15 protein-coding genes and 2 pseudogenes are annotated in these 14959 nt (G+C 68.0%); 4 read left to right on the top strand and 13 right to left on the bottom strand.

What is annotated here, in order from left to right:
- Window positions 1–53 precede the first annotated feature (53 nt).
- Both ACIBVN_RS51685 and ACIBVN_RS51680 read right to left on the bottom strand, forming a co-directional pair.
- Window positions 54–794 carry a cytochrome P450 gene (locus ACIBVN_RS51685; RefSeq protein WP_397148758.1) on the bottom strand — a complete coding sequence of 247 codons (741 nt, stop codon included), beginning with the start codon at window positions 792–794 and terminating at the stop codon, window positions 54–56.
- The gene (locus ACIBVN_RS51680; RefSeq protein WP_397148756.1) at window positions 791–1144 is read right to left on the bottom strand and encodes a hypothetical protein; all 354 of its coding nucleotides are present in this window, start codon (window positions 1142–1144) and stop codon (window positions 791–793) included. The genes ACIBVN_RS51685 and ACIBVN_RS51680 overlap by 4 nt, the downstream gene beginning before the upstream one ends.
- A 400-nt stretch (window positions 1145–1544) precedes the next feature.
- Here ACIBVN_RS51680 and ACIBVN_RS51675 point away from each other — a divergent pair, with 400 nt between their 5' ends.
- The 3 genes from ACIBVN_RS51675 (at window position 1545) to ACIBVN_RS51665 (ending at window position 2782) form a co-directional block, all read left to right on the top strand.
- Complete coding sequence (locus ACIBVN_RS51675; protein WP_397148754.1) at window positions 1545–1802, top strand: AbrB/MazE/SpoVT family DNA-binding domain-containing protein; 258 nt, start codon at window positions 1545–1547, stop codon at window positions 1800–1802.
- Window positions 1803–1848: 46 nt separating this feature from the next.
- Window positions 1849–2247 (top strand): hypothetical protein, encoded by a 399-nt coding sequence (locus ACIBVN_RS51670; protein WP_397148753.1) that lies wholly within the window; start codon window positions 1849–1851, stop codon window positions 2245–2247.
- Window positions 2248–2437: 190 nt separating this feature from the next.
- Entirely contained in the window at window positions 2438–2782 is a 345-nt protein-coding gene (locus ACIBVN_RS51665) for an SPW repeat protein (protein ID WP_397148751.1), read from the top strand.
- A gap of 278 nt (window positions 2783–3060) precedes the next feature.
- Here ACIBVN_RS51665 and ACIBVN_RS51660 read toward each other — a convergent pair whose 3' ends face one another.
- The 5 genes and pseudogenes from ACIBVN_RS51660 to ACIBVN_RS51640 all read right to left on the bottom strand — a co-directional run bounded on the left by ACIBVN_RS51660 (window position 3061) and on the right by ACIBVN_RS51640 (window position 5756).
- Window positions 3061–3555 (bottom strand): hypothetical protein, encoded by a 495-nt coding sequence (locus ACIBVN_RS51660; protein WP_397148749.1) that lies wholly within the window; start codon window positions 3553–3555, stop codon window positions 3061–3063.
- Window positions 3491–3739 (bottom strand): annotated as a pseudogene (locus ACIBVN_RS51655) (ISAs1 family transposase); the annotation flags it as partial. The pseudogene ACIBVN_RS51655 and the gene ACIBVN_RS51660, both read right to left, overlap by 65 nt.
- A gap of 179 nt (window positions 3740–3918) precedes the next feature.
- A pseudogene (locus ACIBVN_RS51650) lies at window positions 3919–4227 on the bottom strand (transposase family protein); the annotation flags it as partial.
- A 194-nt stretch (window positions 4228–4421) separates the two neighbouring features.
- Entirely contained in the window at window positions 4422–4838 is a 417-nt protein-coding gene (locus ACIBVN_RS51645; protein ID WP_397148747.1) for a hypothetical protein, read from the bottom strand.
- A gap of 510 nt (window positions 4839–5348) precedes the next feature.
- Window positions 5349–5756 carry a peptidase inhibitor family I36 protein gene (locus ACIBVN_RS51640; protein WP_397148745.1) on the bottom strand — a complete coding sequence of 136 codons (408 nt, stop codon included), beginning with the start codon at window positions 5754–5756 and terminating at the stop codon, window positions 5349–5351.
- An 822-nt stretch (window positions 5757–6578) separates the two neighbouring features.
- Here ACIBVN_RS51640 and ACIBVN_RS51635 point away from each other — a divergent pair.
- Entirely contained in the window at window positions 6579–7757 is a 1179-nt protein-coding gene (locus ACIBVN_RS51635) for an MFS transporter (protein WP_397148743.1), read from the top strand.
- Here ACIBVN_RS51635 and ACIBVN_RS51630 read toward each other — a convergent pair.
- The 6 genes from ACIBVN_RS51630 to ACIBVN_RS51605 form a co-directional block, all read right to left on the bottom strand.
- Window positions 7743–8687, bottom strand: a complete 945-nt coding sequence (locus ACIBVN_RS51630; RefSeq protein ID WP_397148741.1) for a helix-turn-helix transcriptional regulator — start codon at window positions 8685–8687, stop codon at window positions 7743–7745. The two genes, ACIBVN_RS51635 and ACIBVN_RS51630, sit on opposite strands and share 15 nt — an antisense overlap.
- Before the next feature lie 141 nt (window positions 8688–8828).
- Entirely contained in the window at window positions 8829–9686 is an 858-nt protein-coding gene (locus tag ACIBVN_RS51625) for an SMP-30/gluconolactonase/LRE family protein (RefSeq protein WP_397148739.1), read from the bottom strand.
- On the bottom strand, window positions 9683–11125 hold the full coding sequence (locus ACIBVN_RS51620; RefSeq protein ID WP_397148737.1) for an aldehyde dehydrogenase family protein: 1443 nt from the start codon (window positions 11123–11125) through the stop codon (window positions 9683–9685). The genes ACIBVN_RS51625 and ACIBVN_RS51620 overlap by 4 nt, the downstream gene beginning before the upstream one ends.
- Entirely contained in the window at window positions 11122–11721 is a 600-nt protein-coding gene (locus ACIBVN_RS51615) for a bifunctional 4-hydroxy-2-oxoglutarate aldolase/2-dehydro-3-deoxy-phosphogluconate aldolase (protein WP_397148735.1), read from the bottom strand. Before ACIBVN_RS51615 ends, ACIBVN_RS51620 begins: the two co-directional genes overlap by 4 nt.
- 23 nt (window positions 11722–11744) lie before the next feature.
- Entirely contained in the window at window positions 11745–12887 is a 1143-nt protein-coding gene (locus ACIBVN_RS51610; protein ID WP_397148733.1) for a mandelate racemase/muconate lactonizing enzyme family protein, read from the bottom strand.
- Window positions 12884–14953: a dipeptide ABC transporter ATP-binding protein gene (locus ACIBVN_RS51605; protein ID WP_397148732.1), complete on the bottom strand. Its 2070-nt coding sequence runs from the start codon at window positions 14951–14953 to the stop codon at window positions 12884–12886. Before ACIBVN_RS51605 ends, ACIBVN_RS51610 begins: the two co-directional genes overlap by 4 nt.
- Window positions 14954–14959: the final 6 nt, after the last annotated feature.

Here is a 14959-nt window from a genome sequence, read left to right as displayed (position 1 = left end):
TATAGCGTGGTTTGGCTGGTGCCGGGGTGTCTTCCGCTGAACGTGATCGTCAGCTACCAGGCGACGGGGAGGCGGTCCACTCCGTATACCAGTGACGTTTCCCGTAGTGGGATCTCCTGGGCGGGTACGGCCAGACGCAGTGTTGGGAAGTTGCTCAGCAGGGCGGTGAGCGCGATGCGCATCTCGATTCTGGACAGTTGCTGGCCGAGGCATTGGTGGATGCCGTGGCTGAATGCGAGGTGTCCGCTGGCCGAGCGGGTGATGTCGAGCCGGTCGGGGTCGGGGAATCGGCTGGGATCGCGGTTGGCCGCGGGCAGGGAGATGGTGACGGCCTCTCCTTTCTTGATGAGATGGCCGTCGATCTCGATGTCTTCCAGGGCGGCCCTGCCTGGGCCGATGTGCGCCACGCTGAGGTAGCGCAGGAGCTCTTCGACTGCCCCGTCTATCAGCGCCGGGTTCTCGCGGAGTGCGGACAGTTGGTCTGGGTTTTCCAGCAGGGCGAAGGTGCCGAGGGAGAGCTTGTTGGCGGTGGTCTCGTGTCCGGCGATCAGCAACGTCATGCCGATGGCTGTGAGCTCTTGATCATCCAGCTCCCCGCCGTCGATCAGGTCGCTGAGCAGGTCGTCGTCCGGGTCGGAGCGCTTGCGCTGGATGAGCTCGCCGATATAGCCGGCGAGGCTGACGATGGACGCTGTGACTTCCTCGATGGGGGCGTTCAGGGTGAACATCACCTTGGTGTCGTGCTGGAACCGGTCGCGGTCGGCATACGGCACGCCGAGCAGGTCGCAGATCACCAGGGAAGGGATGGGCAGCGCGAACGCCTGGACCAGATCGACGGGGGGCCTTGGCGGCGCATCGCCTCGATGTGGTCCTCGGTTATCTTCTGGATGCCTGGCTCCAGTTGCTTGAGGCGACGCACGGTGAACTTCCCTGTCAGCATCCGCCGGTAGTGGGTGTGCTCCGGCGGGTCCAGACGGCTGATCGCGCCAGGGGCGGCGGGCTTGGCTTCGTTCTGAGGGTACGGGGTGGGCACGAGGAAGTGGCGCAGTTCGGCCCGGGAACTGAAGCGGGTGTCGGCGAGGATGGCGCGGCCGGCGGCGTAACTGGTGACCAGCCAGCCTTCGTGCCCGTCCGGATAGGTCATACGGCTGATCGGACGTTCCGCACGCAACCGGGTCAGCTCTGCAGGAGGGTCGAAGGGGCATCCGCCACGACGGGTGGGCAGACCATGGGGGATCTTCGGAGTCTCTGTCATGCCGTCCTCTCAAGGTACGGGGAGTTGAGATCAGAGATCGCCGACAGTGCGCCTTCCGGGACGCGCATGCCATGAAGGCTGGATGCGCCTCGGTCCACACGGCGAACTGGTCAACGATCAGAGCGTTGCGACATCCTTGTTATGAACATACCTTAGATTCATAACTATGTGAAGTTTAATAAGCCGACGAAGGAGGGGTTCCCGTGGGCTGCGAAGTATGATTTGTTGTACATTTCATACTCACTGCTTGGGGGAGTCCGGCGAGTGAAACGACCAAGGGGGCCTGCTCATGGCTGTACCACCTCCGCCGCCGGGCAAGCTGGCGGGCACCGCAAGGGTCGGCGAGAAGGGGCAGATCGTCATCCCGAAGGACATCCGTGACATGTTCGGGATCAGGCCGGGCGACACCCTGCTACTGCTCGCCGACGTCGGCAAAGGCATCGCCGTCCTGCCCAAGGAGATGGCGGTCGGCCTGGTCGAGGCCGTCCTCGGCGAGTCGCCCGCCGCAACGTTCGACAATCGGGGAGAGGTCGATGGACCAGTCTGAGCAGACTCAGCTACGTCGTGCAGGAAGACCGTGGCATCTGTATGCGGTGGGGCTCGTCTTACTGGCCCTGTACCTCGTCGGTGCGCGTGACTACGTCTTGACCAGGACGCTGAATCAGGGGTACTTCGGCGAACAGGGCTACGGACCTGCCCAGATCGCGTACTTCACCGACTATCCGGCGATTCCGGCTGTCTTCTGGACCATCAACATCGCCGCCGGCCTGGCGGCGGCCCTGCTGCTGCTGTTCCGCTCCCGCCGGGCGACCCCGGCCGCGTTGATCGCCGCAACGTCCCAGTTGTGCCTACTCGTCATCACGTTCGGATTCATGGATCGATGGGCCATCCTCGGACCCAGGTTCTCCCTCATCGACATCGGCGTGTGGGTGCTGACCGTCGGTCTCTGGCTGTACTGCTACGCGATACACCGGCGAGGCGTCCTCCGGTGACGCCGGGCCGGCGGCGCAACGGCCACGATCGTCGCGGCCGCAAGGGGCATGACTCGCGCCCCGCGGCGCTGCCACAACCTGAACACGAAAACGTGGGAATGATGGCTCCGTCCCGGAGTGGAACAGCCGGACGGACCAACGGTTTCTGGAATCAGCTGACCGGAGGTCTCCGGTCTGTGCGGAGGTTGATATGAAAGCATGGTCACGCTGGCAGGACTGGGCGATCCTGGCCGCCGGCCTCTACGGGATTCTCTCCCCACTCTGGTTCGACGGCGAGCGAGGAGCCACCGGCACACTGCTCACTTTTGGAATCCTCATCGTCGGCACCGCCGTCGTAGCTCTCGCGAGACCGGCCATGGTGTGGGCGGAATGGGTGAATACCGTGTGGGGCACCTTGATGCTCACCGCCCCGTGGGCGTACGGGACGTACGACGACAACTGGGACGTGACGTTGACATCGGCGATCGTCGGTCTCGTCACGATGGCCCTCAGCCTCCATGTGGCGAACAAGGGCAAGGCAGCACAAGGTAGCTGAAACCGGCCTGCCGGCCGGGTCGCCGCCTTCTGGCCACTTCGTCGTGGCACGCCGGATGATGGGGATCAAGACGGTCTGAGACGCCGCGGGCAGCCGCGCCGGTGAGTGAGCTCGTCGCGCTGCTCCGCGGGTCGGCGGCCGCCGGACTGCTGCCGTCGATGGACAGGGCTGGCCCCAGGGCCAAAGCGTTCTCATGTTGTGGGACGGAGTAGCTGAAGGCCGTCGGTGGGGTTGGCTGTGGTAGTGGTCGGTGGCAGCGGCGATGTTGCTCCAGCCGATCAGGCGGGCCAGGCCGATGGCCAGGTTGCGAAGGCCGGCCATAATTCTGGGTGCGGTGCCGGTGCGGACCGGGAGGCGTCTTCGCGGTAGGTGACGTCGCGGATGTGGTGCAGGGCTTCGATGCCCCAGTGGCCGCGGATGACTGCGGCAAGCTGGGTGTGGGCGATCCGGCCTGGTGGGAGGCTGGTGATGGCGTAGAGGGTGACGATGGTGGTCTTGCTGGTGCGGTGGTCGGTGCCGCTGCGTTTGACCTGGATGGCCTGGGCGGCGTGGGGGAAGGGCAGTCCGGGGCCGGCGGTGCAGATCTTCATGGGGCGGATTTCGCGGCGGCCGTGCCCGGTCTCGTCGGTGCGGTCGTTGAGGATCGCCTCGCGCCAGGGCAGGGCCTTGAGCCGGCTCAGGAGTGTGGGCTGGTTGCCCTTTGACGATGAACAGGTAGTGGCCTCGCGCCTCGACGATCTGCTGGGCGTGTTCCTGCTGGGTGTGCAGGGCATCGGCGGTGACCACCACTTCGGTCAGGTCGAGCCCGGACAGCAGGGGTGTGAACGCGGGGATCTCGTTGCTCTTGGCCTCGACCTGTCGTTGGGGCACGACGATCTGTGTGTTGTGGTGGGTGGCGGCCAGCAGGTGGACGGTGCCGTTCGGGGTGCGGCTGCCGCGCAGGGTCTTGCCGTCCACGGCCAGGCCGGACAGCGGGGTCCGGTCTGCGGGCTGGTTACCTGAGGTGGCGGGCGGGGCGCAGGTGGCAAGCGCGGCCAGATAGGCAGGTCGCTGCGTCGAAGGCGTCGCCGTCGAGGCGGGCGAAACAGTCGTCCCAGGGTGCTGGTGGCCAGGTGCATCGTGCCGGGCAGGCCGGCACGGGCGCGCAGATCGGGGTCGTACCCGGTGATGAATCGGGCGATCTTCGCCAGGGAAGTCGCGCCGCCGAGTACGGCGAGCAGGGATAACGCGAGCAGCTGGCCCAGCCGGTAGCGGCGTCGTCCCCGGCGGCTGCGCGGGTCCGGGATGGTGTCCAGGAGCTCGGCGAGCGTGGGCAGATCGAGCGGTTCGGCGGGCAGTCTGGCGACGGTGACGTGCTTCAAGTGGCGGGAGAGCACGTCGATCGGGGATGATGGCACGCGAACGCGGCCCCTGTTCTTGATCGACTGGCTGACACCGACGATCATCAGGGGTCGCGTTCGTCATGTGCACCCCGAGGTGCCCTCAACACCTGCCTCACCGAGCTGGCGAGCGTCCATCAACACGCAACGGCCTTGGCTGCGTACCCCGGACAACCGGCGTCGTAGCGGATGGGCGTCAGGTTGAATCGGAAATTCCGATATTCTCTTCCCTATGCCGTGGCCCTGTCGTGGATTCAGGCTCAGGGGCATTTCTTCTTTAGAAGTCGGACGTCGATATCGTCGGTTGTTCTTCCGATCTTCTTCCTGCCCTTGGTGTGCGGGTTGACCTCGATACAGTCCACTACTTGGTCGGTGCCCTCGGGATAGACGAAGATGCGACGTTTCTTGTCGCAGTGATTATTGAAGTAGAAAGTCGTTGACTGTCCCCCTTCGCCCCAGGAGACATTGAAGCGCTTGCCCTTCGGAGAGTTGCACTTGGAGCTCCTGCGTGTGACGGCCAGGGTTTGAGATGCCGGTAGGGCTGTCTGCATGGATACGGAGTCTGGGATTTGCCCTCCTGCTGATCCGGCCGGTCCAGCCGCGGCTGTAGCCGAACCAGTTAGAACGGATGTGCTGGCAATAGCACCGAGTGCCAGCGTCGTGATGATAGAGCGCACTATTCCCCCGTAGGAGGTCTCGACGTTGCGGAATGGCGGACTGTAGCCAATTCCTCAAGACCAGGATCTGTCGCATGTCGTACGCCTGTCGATAGCGAAGCATTCACTGCTATTGGCAGAGCGTCTACAGTCGAACCCCTTGGGTGGGCCGGCGGCTGGGTGAGGACCGGATCCACTTCCCGCATCCTGGCCAGCCAGCGCAACCTGGCCATCGGCCTGCCACGCTTGATCTGCTGGACCGACATCGCCGCCGCCACCGACCACCGCAGCCGTCCCGAAGACGGCCTTCAGCTACTCGGTCTCACAACATGAGAACGCTTTGGCCCTGGGGTCGGGGACTGCTTCGATAATGCCGTGATGAGGTGACCCGTGCCCGGCAAAGCGACTACCGGCGACGAAAACGGGCGGCCGGCATGGCAATCGCCACAGCAATGAAAGAGAATTTCACCCTCGGGAGTAATGCGCCCTTCGCGAGGGTGGTCGGTTGCTTCTCATGCGCACCGAGATTCGTCAGCAGATCAACCGAAGTGAACTCGCCCGGTTGTCGCCAACGGAATTGTTCGACAGCTTGCCGTCGTCGTATCTTGCATCCGGTTTCACCCAGGTCGCTGCACCCTCGTATCCGACGTGCTGGTAGAGCGTGGCGTAACACCCGCTTCTGTTCCTGGCCGAACTGGTCTCGTTGTCCATGCCGTCGCCGCAGTCCTTACCCCAGGCGTCGCGCCAGTTAAAATCCCCGAAGTCCCTATTGTTTTCCCGGAAATTGTGCCAGTTGTCGCCCTCCACGCCCTTGTCGGCATTGAGATCCTCTTTCGTACAGGCTGGCCCGTCCGCTGCTGCGTGGGCCGTCATCGTCCGCGGCCGCAGGTACCCACCGGTGAATGTGGCGGTGGCCGTCACAGCGGTGGCGACCGCCATCGGGCCGAGTGCATGTCCAACCCTCATTGGCATTCCCTATCTATCGGAAGTCTGCCGAGAATTAAGGGGGCAGCTTCAGCGTGGAATGGACACTTTGTTGGCGTTGCGTCTACTCGAGCAGAGAGGATCGCAGGATGATCCGGTGAGGTCGCTGTCGCCGTGGCCTTTCAGGCCGGCCGCTTCTACGGACCGGTAGGCGAACGGGGCGGGTGGCACGACCATGGCGGGGACGCGTGCGCTGCCGAAGGAACGGGACGTCCCGTCGCCAACGGCGATGGTAGGCCAGTGCCGGGGCTCGAGGAAACACGAATATTGCAGCGGATCGCGTGGGCGCTTGAAACCCGGTCTGCACGCCGAGCGAATAACTTGTCGATCCCAGGCCAACGACATCGGGAAAGAAGTCTTGAAGGCTTGTATCTGATCGGTTGTGACGAGAGGGGGTGTGTCATGCGTACCAGTGGCTGGGGCTAAAACCGGGGTGAAGGTGCAACAGCACTCGAGGTGATCCTCGAGTGCTGTTCTACGCCATGCCCCCTCTGCGCACCAGACGGGACTCCTGCAATGGCCCTACGACAGCGGCACGCCGCACAAGGTGGAGGAATGCGGAAATTGAAAAGACTGTTGATGCTCGTGTTGCCCGCCCCTCTGCTGGTGTCACCCGCCACCGCGGCGGCGCAGCGAACCGTCGCGCGGGATCGTCCCCACACCGGTGGGGATTCTCTTGCCCGCCGTTACCCGCGCACGTCCGGGGCGAAGCTGTACCGGGCCCCCGTTCACGCGAAGTGACTCTCTGCGATGGCCAGCTTTGCGAGTCTTTTCAGGGTGCGGGAATTCCGCTATCTCTACCCGGCCTATGCCCTTTCCTACGTGGGTGACCAGCTCTCGTCCGTCGCCGTGGCTGTTTTGGTGTTCGACCGGACCGGTTCCGCGGCGGTCACCGCGGTGGCGTTCGCCGCGTCGTTCCTGCCGTCCGCTCTCGGCCCGGTGCTGGGTTCATTCGCCGACAGGTTCGCCCGCCGGGGCCTGCTCATCGTCTGCGATCTGGCCCGGGCCGTGCTGGTCGCAGCACTGGCGATTCCGGGAATGCCGATCGGCGCGGCGATCGCACTGCTCTATCTCGCACATTTGTTCACTCCGCCATTCACGAGCGCACGTGCCGCGTTGATGCCGGAAGTGCTCAGCGGCGAGGCGTACATCGCCGGAAACGGCCTGACCAACCTCACCTACCAGATCAGCCAGGTGGCCGGATTCGCGATCGGCGGCGCCACCGTCCTGCTGATCACACCTACGGGCGCCTTGCTCGTGAACGCCGTGACATTCGCGATCTCCGCGCTGCTCATCTGGCGAGGGGTCCGGCCTCGGCCCGCGCGGGAAAACCACGGCGTCCGCTGGTCGCCCCTCGCAGAGGCGCTGGAAGGGGTGCGCTACGTCTTCACCGATCCCTGGTTGCGATGCTGCCTTCTCCTGGTCTGGCTGGTGCCGGCCTTCGCCTTCGGCGTCGAGGCGATCGCCTATCCTCTCGCGGGTGAATTGGGCGGTGGCCCGTCGCTCGCCGGAATGCTCATGGCCACGATCGCCCTCGGTTACGCGACCGGGGCGATGATCCTGACCCGCTGGATCCCCTCCTCCGTTCGCGACCGCATCCTGGCGCCGCTCGCCGTGCTCCCCGGGGTCGCGCTGCTGCCCATGCTCGCGCACCCGCCGGCCCCCGTGGTTCTCCTCCTGCTGTTCTGCTGCGGCGTGGGGTGCTCGTTCGGCACGCCGCTCAACGCGATGTTCGTCCAGCGGACGGATCCGGCTTACCGGGGACGGGCCATGGGTGTCGCGGTCGCCGGCATCGCCGCGGGTCAGGGCGGCGGGTTTCTGCTGACCGGATGGGTGTCCGAGCTCGGTATCACCGCCTCGGCCGCCGTGGGACTGTGCGGTGCCGGCGCCCTCGCCGCCGCGCTGTGCTGCGGTGCAGCCTATTCATCGGTGTCCGCGCGTTCAGGTGCTCGGTAGGGATGACCTGAACTGGCGCGGGGATTGGCCGTAGGCGGTGCGGAAGGCGCGGCTGAAGTCGGCGGCGCGGCGAAATCCCCAGCGGGTGGCGATTTTGTGGATCGGGATGTTGATCAGGGCGGTGTCGGCGAGGTCGCGTCGGGCGCGTTGGAGTCGTTGGTCGCGTATCCAGGCTGAGACGGTGTGGCCGTGTTGTTGGAAAAGGCGGTGCAGGTAGCTGACGGAGATGTGGTGTGCGGCGGCGATGGAGCGTGGGCTGAGGTCGGGGTCGTGGAGATGGCGTTGGATGGTGGCGCGTATGCGTTGGGTGAGGGCTTGTGGTTGGGAGCCTGGTCGTGGGATGGGGCTGGATTCGAGGAGGCTGGAGAAACACGCGGTCACGAGGTCTACCAGCACCATTCCGAGCCGTTGTCCGTCGGCTGGAGTGAGTGTCAGTTTCTCGTTGGCCAGGTCCTGGATGAATCGTTTGAGGAGAGCGCCTACTCCGGTGTCGACGGGCATGCCTTGCCCGAGCAGGGGTGTCATCGCATCGTCTGGTAGGGGGAGTACTGGTTTGGGGATGGTGACAAGGGCCAGTTCGAGGGTGTCTCGTCCGTCGGATTGCAGGTTCATTTCTTCGAGGTGGGTGAGGTCGTGGGCGTAGAGGTCGCCTTCGTTGACTGTGTCGTGTCGCCCGGCCCATGTGGCGTCGACGGTGCCGCGCATGGGCAGGATGAGTTGGACGATGTCCTCGTCGTGGGCCGGTGGGTGATGGGTCTCTCGCTGGAGGCATACCGGGCGAAATCGCATGATCCTCAGAAGAGCCACACCGAGATCGACCACACGCCCACCGGTAGAGAGATCGCATTCGTCGGCGGCAATGATCTCGGGGTATGAATCCGTGCCGGTGCGCCGATCTCTCCAGGGCGTCGTCCGCAAGCGATCTGTCACTTTCCCACTCACTGGTATCTCCGCTTCGCATCTTCAATCTGTGGTGCGACGAGCCTTGTCCGCCTCGCGGGCTCCACGGCGACGACATCGACGCCCTGATCGCCGGCGCGCGATCGTTATGACTGGGTTCGAGCCAGTCGATCAGCCGTACACCCCTGGGTGTTGTCCCCGCCCTGCGGTCGTCACCGCGAAGATTCCTCCGGCGTGTGGCTGCTCGCGCAGTTCCTCCTCGGACAGGCCCACGCGGGCGGTGGTCACATACAGGGTGTCGAGGCGAGGGCCGCCGAAGGCGCAGCTCGTCACCTTGCGTGCGGGGATCTCGACGGTCGTGACGAGCCGGCCCTGCGGCGAGAACCGCTGCACGGCCCATCCCTCCCACAGCGCCACCCACAGGAATCCCTCGGCGTCGATGGTCAGCCCGTCGGGGCGGCCGCGGTCGATGTCGATCAGGCGCCGCCGGTTGCCGAGCGCGCCCGTCTCCGGATTGTGGTCGAAGGCGTCCACGCCGCCCGTGGGTGAGTCCGCGTAGTAGAACGTGCGCCCGCCGGGACTCCAGCCGAGGCCGTTGGAGACCGAGACGCCGGTCACCATGGTGTGGAGCGTGTTGTCGGGGTCGAGGCGGTAGAGCGCGCCCGCGCCCCTGGCAGCAGGGAGCAGGGTCCCTGCCCAGAAGCGTCCCCATGGGTCGGCCTTGCCGTCGTTGCAGCGTCCGCCCGATGGGTTGGTTTGCACCTCGTGCAGGACAGTACGTCCCGAGCCGTCCGCGGCGCAGCCGACGATCCCCGTCGCCGTCGCCAGTAGCAGACCGCCGTCGCGGCGGGTGGCCACGGCGCCGGTCGGCTCGCCCGCGGCGAAGCTCACGTCCTCGCCGGTGGCGGGGGAGAAGTGATGCACCCGCCCCGCCGGGATGTCCACCCACCACAGCGCCTGCCGCCCGGGGTCCCAGGCGGGGCTCTCCGCGACCGTCGCGTGCGCGTCGAGCGCCAGGTCGGCGGTCATGGGTGGGGCACCGCGGTGCTCTGATGGGTGAGGAACGGAAGCAGGCCGGGCAGTCCGCCCTCGTAGCCGATGCCGCTGTCGCCGCGGCCGCCGAAGGGGATCTCTGGCGTGGCGGGAGTGGCCACGTTGACGCCCCCGATGCCTACGTCGAGCCGGGCGAGCAGCTTCGCGCCCGCGGCGGCGTCGCCGGTGCAGATGTACCCGGCCAGGCCGTGCGCGGTGGTCGAGGCGTCGGCGATCGGCTCCTTCAGGTCGGTGAAGGAGCGGACCAGCGCGACGGGACCGAAGACCTCCTCCCGCCACTCCGGCCCATCCGTAGCCGGATCGACGACCAGCGCCGGTGGCACGTACCAGCCGCTCGCCTCCGCTCGCCGGCCCCAGTGCACCCGCGCGCCTGCGGAGTCCAGCGCGGCGATGAGACCTTCCAGACGCGCGGCCATCTCGTGGGTGCGTACGGGGCCGAGGGTCGTGCGCTCGTCCAGCGGGTCGCCGGGAACCAGGGCCGAGATCCGCCCGGCGAGGCGGTTGAGGAACTCCGCACGCACCTCCTCGTGGACCCAGACGTTGTTGGCGGCGATGCACGAGGCCCCGTTGTTGCGGAACTTCGCCACCATCAGCGTGTCCGCGGCGTCGTCGAGGTCGGCGTCGGGCAGCACGATGAACGGCGCGCGCCCGCCCAGCTCCATCACCACGGGTGTGAGTGCCGCCCCGGCCGCCCGGGCGATGCTCCGCCCGACGGCGGTGGAGCCGGTGAAGTGCAGCAGGCGCACGCGCCGATCGTCCAGCCAGGCGCCGGTGATCTCCGGACCGTCCCCCGCCACCGTGTTCAGCAGGCCCTCGGGGAGCTCGGACTCGCAGAGCTCGGCGAAGGCGAGGCTGGCCAGCAGCGACAGCTCGGACGGCTTGAAGACCACGGCGCAACCGGCGGCGAGAGCGGGCGCGATCTTGCGGGCCGGAATGGAGACGGGGAAGTTCCACGGCGTCAGCACGGCGGCCACGCCGATCGGTCCGGTGCGCACGTGGTGCCGCAGGCCGGGGCGTACCGAGAGCACTTGGTCGGTGAGGGTGTGCGCGAGGCCCGCGTACCAGTCGAAGTAGTCCGCGGCCAGGGCGAGTTCGGCGCTCGCCTCACGGCGGCACTTGCCGGTCTCGCGGGCGACGGTCTCGGCCAGGCCGCTGGCGGCGCGCAGCCGCCCGGCGATCGCGCGTAGTACGGCGCCCCGTCGCGGGACCGACGTGGTGCGCCATTCCTCCAGCGCGGCGGCGGCGACGTCCACGGCTCGTGCGGCGTCGCGGCCGGTGCCCGTGGCGACGTGCCCGATCGGCCGCCCGGTCGCGGGCTCGACCACCTCGTAACGCGGCCCGTCACCGGCATGGGGGCGGCCGCTCAGCCGTACCCCGGAGATGTCGTCATGCATGATCGGTCCCTTCTCCGTCATTCATCCTTGTCGCGCAGCACGGCCAGGTAGCGGCGCGCGCCGTCCGCCAGCCGATCCCAATCCCTGTACTTGACAGCGTCCGCGTCGATGAGCCCGGCGCCGACGCCCACCGTTGCGCAGCCGGCCACAAGGCATTGCTTGCCGAGCTCGGCGGTGACCCCGCCGGTGGCCAGCAGCGGCACGTCGGGAAGCGGCTGGCGCAGCTGCTCGACGTACGCGGCGCCGGCAGGTGCGATGGGGAAGATCTTGACGAGGTCCGCGCCGGCGGCGTGTGCCTGGACGACCTCGGTCGGCGTGAATGCTCCGGGGATCGAGACCATCCCGGCCGCCTTCGTCGCCGCGACCAGGCCCTCGTCCAAGTGAGGCGAGAGCAGGAACGACGCGCCGGCGTCCGCGGCCGCCCTGACGTGGCCGATCGTTCGTACGCTGCCCGCCCCGACCAGCGCGCCGCCGCCGAGGCGCCGCGACAGCCCGGCGATCGAGTCGAGCGCGCCGGGGCTGTCCATGGTCGTCTCGAAGGCCGTCACCCCCGCGGCGTGGAGCGCGTCGCTGGCCGCGAGGACGTCGCAGGGCGCCAGGCCACGGTAAATGACCAAGAGTTCAGGAAATTCCATGCATCTCACCAGTTCGTGAAGGAACCGTCGCCGCGGAACAGGCGCGGCGGCTCGTTCCAGACAGACGTATGGGCAGCCGCCAGCGCGTCGAGGTCGACCTGCAGGCCGAGGCCCGGCCCCTCCAGTGGCAGCAGACTCCCGTCGCGCCACTCCGGTGCCGCGGGGAACACTCCGGGCAGCAGGTCGCCGGGAATGTAGGGCTGCTCTTGGACGCCGAACGCGGTGCACGCCAGGTTGAAGTGGAGCGCCGCGGCGGTGGCCACCGGACCGAGGGGGTTGTGCACGGCCACGCGAATGTAGTGCGTCTCGCACCAGCCGGCGATCTTCGCGGCCTCGGTGAGCCCGCCCGCGATGCACAGGTCGATCCGGGCGTAGTCGACGAGCTCCTCCTCGATCAGGGGCCGGAACTCCCACTTCGACGCCAGTTGCTCGCCGGCCGCCAGCGGTACGGCGGTGCGCTCGCGCAGCCTGCGGTAGGCCCCGAGGTTCTCGCACCGCAGCGGGTCCTCCACGAACAGCGGGCGCAGGGGTTCCAGCTCGCGGCAGAGCTGCACCGCCTCGGGCGGGTCGAGACGGGTGTGCACGTCGAGAATCAGGTCGACGTCCTCGCCCACCGCCTCCCTGGCCGCCGCGAAACACTCGACGCCCGCGCGTACCGCCGCGCGCGGCTCGAACGCCTCCCCGGGTACGGGCAGTGCCAGCCGCAGCGCCCGCCACCCCGCCTCGCGCAGCTCCGCGCAGGCCCGTGCGATTCCGGTGGGATCGCTTCCCTCCGCCCGTACGTGCGTGTAACAAGGGACGCGGTCGCGGACCCGCCCGCCCAGCAGGACGTGCACGGGCACGCCCAGCGCCTTGCCCTTGATGTCCCACAGCGCGATGTCGATGGCCGCGATGGCCGAGGCCGGCACCCGGTCGGCGGGGAAGAATCCGCCGCGCGACATCACCTGCCACAGCTGCTCCGTGCGCATCGGGTCCTGGCCGACCAGCATCGGCCTGATGTGCTCGAGTGCCCCGCACACCGCCGCTCCGCGGCTGGCGAGCCCCGACTCGCCGAGGCCGAGCACGCCCTCGTCGGTGTCGACGAGCACGAACAGATAGGTACGCCGCCCACTCCGCACAGGTGCCGCACGAATGTCGGTGATCTTCATGCCGTCTCCTCGCTGAAGTGGCAGGCCGACCAGCGGCCCGGTGCGACCTCGTGCGCGACCGGCCGCTCCGCGCGGCAGATCTCCCGCCCTGCCCCCAGGGCGCATCGCGTGTGGAAGGGACAGCCTGAGGGCGGCGCCAGCGGGCTGGGCACCTCCCCGGACAGCGCCACCCGGCTCCGATGGCGTTCGAGCGCAGGATCGGGCTCGGGCACCGCCGACAGCAGCGCAGCCGTGTACGGGTGCAGCGGCTTGGCACAGACCTCGTCGGCAGGGCCTTCCTCCATGATCTGACCCAGGTACATCACGGCGATGCGGTCGCTCATGTGCCTGACCACGGCTATGTCGTGGGCGACCAGCAGGTATGCGATGCCGAGCCGGTCCTTCAGGTCGAGCAGCAGGTTCACGATCTGTGCCTGGAGCGAGACGTCCAGCGCGGAGACGGGCTCGTCCAGCACCAGCACCGACGGGTCCACGGCCAGGGCCCTGGCCAGGGCGATGCGCTGGCGCTGGCCGCCGGAGAAGTCGCGCGGCAGCCGGGCCGCCATGGCCGAGTCGAGCCCGACCAGCTCCAGCAGTTCGGCCACCTTGCGCTCGATCTGGCCCGACTCCGCCAGCCCATGGATGCGCAGCGGCTCGGCGACCAGGCGGCCGACGGTGTGCCGCGGATTGAGCGAGGCGTACGGGTCCTGCAGGACGAGCTGCACCTGCCGGCGCAGATCCGTCAGCCTGCGGCCGTCGGTGGCCGTCAGGTCGTGGTCCCGCACGAGCACGGACCCTGAATCGGCTTTCTCCAGGCCCAGGAGGATGCGGGTGAGCGTGGATTTGCCGCAGCCCGACTCGCCGACCAGCCCGAGCGTCTCGCCGGGGGCCAGCCGCAGGCTCACGCCGCGTACGGCCTTGACCTCGCCCTTGGTGCGCCGGCCGAGCCCGCGCCTCTGCACCGGGTAGCTCTTGTGCACGTCGCACAGCACGAGAACATCGGCGACGGGCTCGCGCTGGCCGTGCTCGGCATCGGTTCCGTCGTGCTGGGGTGGGAGCGCGGGGGACGACTCGGCAGGCGTATGCGAGCGGCTGGCAACGGTGAGGCGCAGCCCGCCGTCGGTGACCCAGCAGGCGGCCTGGTGGCTGGGGTCCCGTGCGGTCAGCGGTGGCGCTGCCGCGTGGCAGCGATCCTCGGCGAACGCGCAGCGCGGCGCGAACGCGCAGCCATCGGGCGGGCGGCGCAGGTCAGGTGGCCGGCCCGGGATTGTTTCCAGCCGGTTCGCGCCGCCGGTGAGCCGGGGCACCGACTTGAGCAGGCTCCACGCGTACGGATGCCGCGGCGCGTCGTGCAGCGCGGCCACGGAGGCCTCCTCGACGATCTGGCCCGCGTACATGACCAGGGCCCGGTCACACAGCCGGGCCACCAGGCCGAGGTTGTGGGTGATGACGGCGACCGCGGTGCCCAGCTCCTTGTTCAGCCGCCCGAACACCTCCAGGATCTGCGCCTGCACCGTGACGTCCAGGGCGGTGGTGGGTTCGTCGGCGATGATGAGCGACGGGTCGCCCGCCAGCGCGATGGCGATCATGACACGCTGGCGCATGCCGCCGGAGAACTGGTGCGGATAGTCGGCCAGCCGCCGCGCGGGGTCGGGCACGCCCACGAGCTCCAGCAGCTCCGCGGCCCTGGCACGGGCGTGGCGGCGGTCGTGGCCGTGTGCCCGTACGGCCTCGGCGACCTGCTCGCCGATGGTCATGACAGGGTTCAGCGAGGACAGGGGGTCCTGGAAGACCATGCTGATCTCGCCGCCGCGTAGCCGGGCGAGCTCGGCCCTGGACATGTCGAGGACCTCGCGTCCCCTGTAACGGATGGAACCGGAGACGATCCGGCCCGGGTCGCGTACGAGCCGCAGCACGCTGCGGGCCGTCACCGACTTGCCCGAGCCCGATTCGCCGACAATGGCGAGCGACTCGCCGGGATGGACGTCGAAGCTCACCCCGCGCACGGCCTGCACGCGGCCCGGCCGGCTTGGGAAGTCGACCCGCAGGTCGCGCACCTGGAGCATGGGGTCTTGGCTGTCGTTCACGGATTC

Origin of the sequence: Nonomuraea sp. NPDC049400 (genome assembly GCF_044466425.1) — a bacterium.
Taxonomy (GTDB): Bacteria; Actinomycetota; Actinomycetes; order Streptosporangiales; family Streptosporangiaceae; genus Nonomuraea.
This window is presented reverse-complemented; position numbering and strand designations above follow the sequence as displayed.

Bases quoted from the DNA above. Each gene is read 5' to 3' on its own strand.
- ACIBVN_RS51680 (WP_397148756.1), bottom strand. From the start codon at position 1,144: ATGACCTATCCGGACGGGCACGAAGGCTGGCTGGTCACCAGTTACGCC.
- ACIBVN_RS51675 (WP_397148754.1), top strand. From the start codon at position 1,545: ATGGCTGTACCACCTCCGCCGCCGGGCAAGCTGGCGGGCACCGCAAGG.
- ACIBVN_RS51665 (WP_397148751.1), top strand. From the start codon at position 2,438: ATGAAAGCATGGTCACGCTGGCAGGACTGGGCGATCCTGGCCGCCGGC.
- ACIBVN_RS51660 (WP_397148749.1), bottom strand. From the start codon at position 3,555: ATGCCCTGCACACCCAGCAGGAACACGCCCAGCAGATCGTCGAGGCGC.
- ACIBVN_RS51640 (WP_397148745.1), bottom strand. From the start codon at position 5,756: ATGGCGGTCGCCACCGCTGTGACGGCCACCGCCACATTCACCGGTGGG.
- ACIBVN_RS51625 (WP_397148739.1), bottom strand. From the start codon at position 9,686: ATGACCGCCGACCTGGCGCTCGACGCGCACGCGACGGTCGCGGAGAGC.
- ACIBVN_RS51620 (WP_397148737.1), bottom strand. From the start codon at position 11,125: ATGACGGAGAAGGGACCGATCATGCATGACGACATCTCCGGGGTACGG.
- ACIBVN_RS51610 (WP_397148733.1), bottom strand. From the start codon at position 12,887: ATGAAGATCACCGACATTCGTGCGGCACCTGTGCGGAGTGGGCGGCGT.